This window comes from Haloarcula sp. CBA1131 (assembly GCF_008728975.1).
In the GTDB taxonomy this organism is placed as follows: Archaea; Halobacteriota; Halobacteria; order Halobacteriales; family Haloarculaceae; genus Haloarcula; species Haloarcula hispanica.
On record NZ_RPCY01000002.1, the window covers coordinates 399,596 to 406,641 of the forward strand.

Below are 7,046 nucleotides of genomic sequence, written 5' to 3' on the forward strand. Positions count from 1 at the left end.
TGTCTCCCGACACTATGTACATTCAATGGCCGAAAACAACGTTGTAAAACGAGCTATTCGCCCCTCGTTCGATTCGCACCTGTCTCAACGTAAACCGATCAAACAAACTTGGAAGCAGGGCCACGCCGGACGGCGCATCAGTTGTTTTCGAGTTCGTTCACTTTTTCAGCAAGACTGATAATATCCGACTCGATACTCTGGAAGTTCTCGTTCAGGGGGATATGCCAGTCTAGTACGCCCTCTGCCGGCTGATTGTAGCCCCCCAGGTTTCCGAGGTTGATCGACCCGCTGGTCTCCTCCGTCGTCTCTTCGGATTCGTTTGTTCCGTCGGTAGTGCTCTCGCTAGTTCGTGGACCGACTTCGCTTTTGGCCACCGTGTCCGGCTTCAGCTGAGTACTACCGGCCGCGGCTGTCCCGACTGTGACGGAACTGAGACTACCGATACCACTCGTTCCGTCGTGTCTGACTTCTTCAATTGACCCGGACGAACTCTCGTCAAAGAAGAGAGCAATACCATCGTTGTTCGGACTGACATTGTGTACGGAGATGGTTCCGGATGTTCCCAAGTCAACACCTTCCGCATAGATACCCATGCCTGAGTAGCCGCCAAAGGACCGCATGCCATCGTTTTCGACGTTTCTGACTGCAACTTGATTGAGTGTCAGAGTACCGTGGCCGCCGCCACCGAGGTCAATTCCGGGACCCCCACAGTTCTCAATGACAACGTCCTCCAATTCAAGCGAGCCACAGTCGTAGTTGTCGTTGTTGGTCTTGATTCCCCGAGTCGTTCGGCTCCCACCAGCGATGTAGGTGTTCCGAAGAACCGTCTTGAGGTTGCCCGGGTCGATCTTTACTGCGCCGAGTCCAGCAGAGAAATAACTCCGTTCGACGATGACTGTCTGGTAGTCCGCGGTGGTGTCATCTCCGATATCAATATCGGTCCCTGCGCTGTCCTCAATGAGACACCACGAGATGTTTGTGGTTTGTTTCGACGACTGATTCAGATTCAGCGCGTGCCCGGCCGAGACATCTGGATCACCGCAGCGTGAGAACTGACAGTACTTGAAGTCTCCAGCGATATCATCGCCAAGCTGGACGCCAAAGTTGAGTGAGTTCTTGATGACGCAGTCGCGCATGGTGAAGGTTCCGCTCCCGTCGTACACGCGGAACCAGCCACTCCCTGGAGCACCGGATTGCTGGCTGCCGTTCATATCCATCGTCAGCTGTTCGAACCGAACACCTGTCATCTGTGACCCGTCGCTGCTGCGGGCGCGGAACATCATGTGCCAGCGTGACTGCCCTCCGACCATCTGAAGGACTGTCGAACCGAAACTCTCACCCTTCCACGTGAGATTATCCCAACTTCCGTCCATCGGATAATCGAGCGGGAAGGGACTGTTGGAACCGACAAGGTATGTGCCGGCCGGGAAATAGACCGTTCCACCTGGGGACGCAGCGTCAGCCGCCGCTCTGATCGCGGCCGTGTCGTCCGTTGAACCGTCTCCGACAGCACCGTGGTCGGTAACATCTTGTGCCATGGTTACAGCACCTCCGTGTCAGGAGTTGTGTCCTGGTTGTGTAGTGCTAATACCGCGCTCGTCCGGGTCAGCTCCGCGAATATTTCTGGTTTCACACGCCAGTAATTACTAATTACTCTAATAACCGTTGTTCCGATTTAGCTCATTTCGATAAAATATTGGATGTTGATACTCTCTCTTACTACCCGTATTGTTACCAGTCAAATACTCTTTTCCGGTTTTATTTGCTGGTAATTCGAAGCACTCCCATTCGGAGTAGAAATAATGAGGAGTGGTAGCCTCCTCCTAACTCCGATATATCGTCAGTAGCTGTATGCCATCGCCACTGTCCAGTGGTAGACAGGCCAGCGACTTCGTATGGTCTTACCCACGAGGTGGTCGACCGTTCATTTGTATCCAAGGTCCTTGAGACTCTGTTCGATCTCTGCTTGATCGATATCTGTCAATTGGCTCCGCGGCGATTCCGATCTGATCGTTCGTCGTGACTCATTCGAGACGACGTGCCACGGGACCTGAACCAGCTCGTCAGTGTAGACTCTGATCGGATGACCGAACCAACTAACAGGAAACGGTGAAAGCCGTTCTCCGAGCGCCTCGCCGTGGTCTGCACTGATAACTGTCTTTCCCTCTAATTCTTCGACAAGGCGCTGAACGTGTTTTAGTACATACTGGAGGTTATCCTGATACGCTGCTCGGATAGTGTCCGTATCAACTGAACTTCGCCGCACATACTCACGCATATCCACCCGTTTCTGTTCGAATCCGTCGATATCAGTTCCGATATATGGATGGTGCGGTTGCATGTAATGAATCACCAAGCGTTTATTCGGATACTGTCCGATCTTATCCAGCGCGGCCTCAGTAACGGCCTCCGCACTGGGGACAAACCCGTCTGCTGCATCTCGTTCTACATCATAGTACGCGTGGAATTCACAGTCGAAGTCGTCGCTATTCTGGAGGTCGAGATACCATCGGTTACCGGAGATTACGACAGTGTCGTGCAATCGCTTCCCATTGAAATTCCCTCTGACGAACTGTCTGCTTGTGCTTCCCCGAGATTCACGCATCTCTATCGGGCCGACAAACGGGGTCGTTGCAGTGTAGGCGTCATACCGGCACGCATCAAGTAGAATTAGATTGTCCCAGTCTTCATCGGCGATGATATCGGTCCCGGAAGTGTTGTACTCCACACCCCCCGTAAACTCATAGTACATCTTATTAATTCCAAGTCCAATAAGGCCCGGATCCCTTACCGCTTGCAGAAGGAATTCCGGATTATCCCGGAGACTTGCGAGTACTTCCATATGTCAATTTGCCACTCAGTTTGTGCTACTAATTATTAAGCTCCTACCTTGATTGGATAGTCTATATCGGACGGACGGCCATTATCACTGAGAGGTTATTTTTACAAATCACTTCGTCCGTGGCCCGACATCACTTTCGGATACTACATCCGGCTCTAGTGGGTCGCCTCCCTGAGTCTCGCGTGCCACTGTTACACCGTCGTTTCGGCCGAGGCCCCCTGTCCCGTCGTGAATGACTTCGTCAATCGAGCCCGACCCCTCGAATATTTTCAAAGCGGGCCCGCTGTTGTCCGTCCCAACGTTATGAATCGAGATCCGCCCAGAGGTTCCGAAGTCCAGTTTCTCCGTTCGAATCCCTCCTCTATCATTCCCTCGTTCAACATTGTTTTTGTCCACGTTTTTTATTGCAACTTCATTGAGTTGGAGCGTAGAGCGGTTCGGTAAATCCAGGCCGGGCCAGCCACCTCCGTCTATCAGAACGTTATCGAGTCGTATGTCAGCCATATAGAAGTCAAACGGATTCATTTTAACCGGAATCCGTGTTTCTGCGTCGCCAAGCATCTGTGTATTCGTTACGCTCACTGAGGCGGCTGTGGGATCAACTTTCAGCGCTCCAAAACTATTCTTTATTATACACTCCTCGACTCGGACTGTTTGTAGATCTTTGTTTTCGTCTGTCCCTACATCAATCGAGACACCCCGTTGGTTGGTACAGTAGACGTTCTTAATCACCGTCTGGGTCTTCTGAGCGGTCTGGTTTGGAGTGATCGCATGGGCGTAGGACTCGTCCCCGTTGTCTTTGAACGTACAGTATCTGATGTCAGCATCCATCCCACCGACCATCTTCACGCCAGAGTTGCGTGTCGAAGTGACCACACAATCCCGCATTGCCAACTGACCATCAGCGCCGTTCGTTCTAATCGCGGTTCCGACGCCGCTTTGCTTATCCGAGTTGAGATCAATAGTCAAATGTTCGAGACGTATCTCGTCATCTTCACTACCTGTTCTCGGTGTTATGTGTAGTCCATAATGGACTCCATCTTGTCCGGGTGCCATGACGAGTCTTGCTGTCTCCTGTTCGGGACCGCGGAGCGTGACGTTTTGCTGTCTCTGGTCAAGAGTGATAGCGCCCGGCAGGTCACGCTGTGGACTTATCAGCACTTCTCCGGGAGGGAACTCAACTATTCCGTCCGGTGCGGCAGCATCTATGGCCCGTTTTATCGCGGCAGTATCGTCAGTCTCTCCATCGACGCTTGCTCCGTACTCAACTACATCGGCAACCACAGGCGTCTCTTGCTGTTGTGGTGTCTGGTCGTTCGGACTGCTGTCGGTACTGGGACTAGGACTGGGCGTGGGACTGTTGTCGTCACCATCCGATGGTTGATTCCTGTTCTCGCCCCGAGAGCTTGAGTCAATCGCGTACAGTCCTATGCCAGTTCCAGAGATCCCCAGAGCAGCTAATAGGCTCCGACGGGTTAGTTGCTTGTCTGGCATTTACAAACTGTTTTGCCCTTGTTACTGCAGAAAGCTGAGAGAGCTGTGACTATATCGCCCAAATACGGGATAGAGTATCTTCGAGAGTCGCGTTGTCGCTTGGTGATATCCCCCAAAGTGTTCACCATGTTACGAGAGAGAAGGAGACTCGCAGTAATAAATATACTGAGCGTACTTGGGGATACCTGTAGTAGATACTGTTTTCATTGCCTCACTGTTCGGGTAGCGTTTATATAACTAAATTCCACAACAGCGAATTCTCAGCTACCAGTTGCTCCGATGATGTGTCCTGAGAAAACTACGGTAGCCATGAAAGAGCGTTCATACGATAAGGAACGGTGGTCGTAGTGTCGTACCTTCACAGCCTGCATCAACCGGTTACAGGCGATTTCAGGGGCCCAAGACATCAGATAACACAGTTACCGAACCGATGACCGAAAACGAGGGACATTCGGCGAATCCGCTTGTAACGGTAGTAATAACCACCTATGACCGGCCGGAATTCCTACAGAAGGCTGTTGACACAGTCACTGCGCAACGATACGATCCGATTGAACTCATTGTGGTTGACGACCACTCACCGACTCCTGCTGACGATGTTCTCAACGACCGAGATCTGGATTTCGAACGCTTCGAGATCCACAGGCACGCCGAGAACCAGGGCGCAAACGCCGCTCGGAACACCGGCATCGAGGTCGCCTCGGGCGAGTACATCGCCTTCTTAGACGACGACGACAGGTGGGATCCTGAAAAGATAGCCACACAGGTCAATGCGTTTCAGGACAGCGGTCCCGAAGTCGGTGTCGTCTACACTGGACGGAAAGTAGTGGACGACGACGGGGGCGTTACCCGAGTCTGGGCACCAGACCAGCCAGACGGAGATATGACGAAGGCGTTGCTCTGTCGGAACGTCGTCGGGACACAGTCTTCGGTCATGGTCCGTTCGGATATCGCCAAGGAGACCCCCTTCGACGAGACGATACCCCGATGGGCGGATCTGGAATGGTACGTGGCGGCATCGACGAAATGTGAGTTCGCCGCCGTCGACGAACCGCTCGTCATTTACGACCGTCGCGCCCACAATCGTATTTCTGATGACTACGAAGTCCTCGAAGAGAGCTATGAGCTGTTCATCGAAAAGTACCGCGACCTCGCGGCCAGTTACGGACCGCTGTTCGAACGGAAAATGTTAGCCTGGTCTGCCTACCGGGTCGGAAACGCATCGCTGAATGCGAGATACTACGACATGGCTCGACGATATTTTTTCCGGGCACTTGCTCTGTATCCGTTTGAACCCACGTTTCTCATTTACGCTGCAACTACTGTTGGCGGTCGAACGACTCACAGAATCAGCCAGCACATCAAACGAATCCTCCCGCATCGCCTCGTACCTATCAGCTAAATACTATTTCGTTCAAACTGTGTTGTCTCGGGAAAAGCACTCCATAACAAAGCCCACGAATTCCTGTCTTGAAGACATGATGTCTAGTGACCTGTCCCATGGCCGATACTGCGGCGGGGGTGAGAGTTAGTGGCGAACGCGACGGCGGCGTTCGTCCTCGGAACCCGGCCGGAAATCATCAAGCTCGCGCCAGTCATCAAGGAATGTGATCGCCGTGACGTATCGACAATCGTTATCCATACGGGTCAACACTACTCGAAGTCCCTGGACACGGTCTTTTTCAGGCAGCTTGACCTTGCCCCACCAGCGGTCAACCTCGATGTCGGATCGGGAAGTCATGGAGAGCAAACCGGTGAGATGGTAATCGGCATCGAACAGCACCTGAAAGACGCAGACCCGGACGTGTTGTTCGTGCAGGGCGATACGAACTCCACGCTTGCTGGCGCGCTCGCGGGAAGTAAACTCGATATCGAAGTGGCACATATCGAGGCGGGACTCCGGAGCTACGACCGTGATATGCCGGAAGAGCGAAACCGGATCATCATTGACCATGCGGTCGATCACCTGTATCCACCTACAGGGGAGACCGCAAACCTCCTCAGGGAGGAAGGGATTTCGGATAATCGGATTACCGTCACTGGAAACACAATCGTCGATGCTGTTATGGCTTATGACGACACGTCATCGTCGGTGAGTTCGATTCTGGCAGATCTCGACCTCTCACCGGGTGAATTCGACCTGCTGACAGCCCATCGCGCCGAGAACGTCGACGACAGAGACCGGTTTGCGAATATTCTCTTCGGCGTGGCAGCAGCCGCAACACGCCGTGAAAACGACGTGATCTATCCCGTCCATCCGCGTGCGAAAGACCGGCTTGAGGAGTTCGATCTCTCGGTTCCGGACTGTATTCGGACAGTCGAACCGCTGGATTTCTTCGATTTCCTGCGGCTAGAGAGTACGGCTTCGCTGGTCTTTACCGACTCCGGTGGTGTTCAGGAAGAGACCTGTGTGCTGGGCACTCCGTGTGTCACCCTCCGGAACGGAACCGAACGGCCTGAGACTGTGTTTGCTGGTGCGAACTGTATCGTCGGCCATCGGCCGGATGATATTGTCGCCGGTGCCCGACAGATGCGGCCAAAGGTTGGCGACTGGGAGCTGCCTTTCGGCGACGGGAACGCATCCGAGTACATCTTGGATGACCTCGGCTTCGATGCGTCACACCGCACGAGACAACCCCAGGAGCGTGCGGCCAGTAGTGGCGGAGTAAAGGAGCCATAACTTAGCCCGCGTCTATCGAGTTGTTCACTA

5 protein-coding genes are annotated in these 7,046 nt (G+C 53.3%); 2 read left to right on the forward strand and 3 right to left on the reverse strand.

Annotation, left to right across the window (positions count from 1 at the left end):
- Positions 1-137 precede the first annotated feature (137 nt).
- The 3 genes from Har1131_RS17195 to Har1131_RS17205 all read right to left on the reverse strand — a co-directional run bounded on the left by Har1131_RS17195 (position 138) and on the right by Har1131_RS17205 (position 4,126).
- The gene (locus Har1131_RS17195; protein ID WP_014031154.1) at positions 138-1,538 is read right to left on the reverse strand and encodes a glycosyl hydrolase family 28-related protein; all 1,401 of its coding nucleotides are present in this window, start codon (positions 1,536-1,538) and stop codon (positions 138-140) included.
- A 386-nt stretch (positions 1,539-1,924) separates the two neighbouring features.
- A complete protein-coding gene (locus Har1131_RS17200; protein WP_023843000.1) occupies positions 1,925-2,842 on the reverse strand; it encodes a hypothetical protein in 918 nt (305 codons plus the stop codon).
- Between the two features lie 108 nt (positions 2,843-2,950).
- Positions 2,951-4,126 (reverse strand): glycosyl hydrolase family 28-related protein, encoded by a 1,176-nt coding sequence (locus tag Har1131_RS17205; RefSeq protein ID WP_186764089.1) that lies wholly within the window; start codon positions 4,124-4,126, stop codon positions 2,951-2,953.
- 640 nt (positions 4,127-4,766) lie between these two features.
- Between Har1131_RS17205 and Har1131_RS17210 the strand changes: the two genes are divergently transcribed.
- Together Har1131_RS17210 and wecB are read left to right on the forward strand one after the other, a co-directional pair.
- Positions 4,767-5,738: a glycosyltransferase family 2 protein gene (locus tag Har1131_RS17210; RefSeq protein ID WP_151147612.1), complete on the forward strand. Its 972-nt coding sequence runs from the start codon at positions 4,767-4,769 to the stop codon at positions 5,736-5,738.
- Between the two features lie 129 nt (positions 5,739-5,867).
- Positions 5,868-7,016, forward strand: a complete 1,149-nt coding sequence (gene wecB, locus Har1131_RS17215; RefSeq protein WP_014031158.1) for a non-hydrolyzing UDP-N-acetylglucosamine 2-epimerase — start codon at positions 5,868-5,870, stop codon at positions 7,014-7,016.
- Positions 7,017-7,046 lie beyond the last annotated feature (30 nt).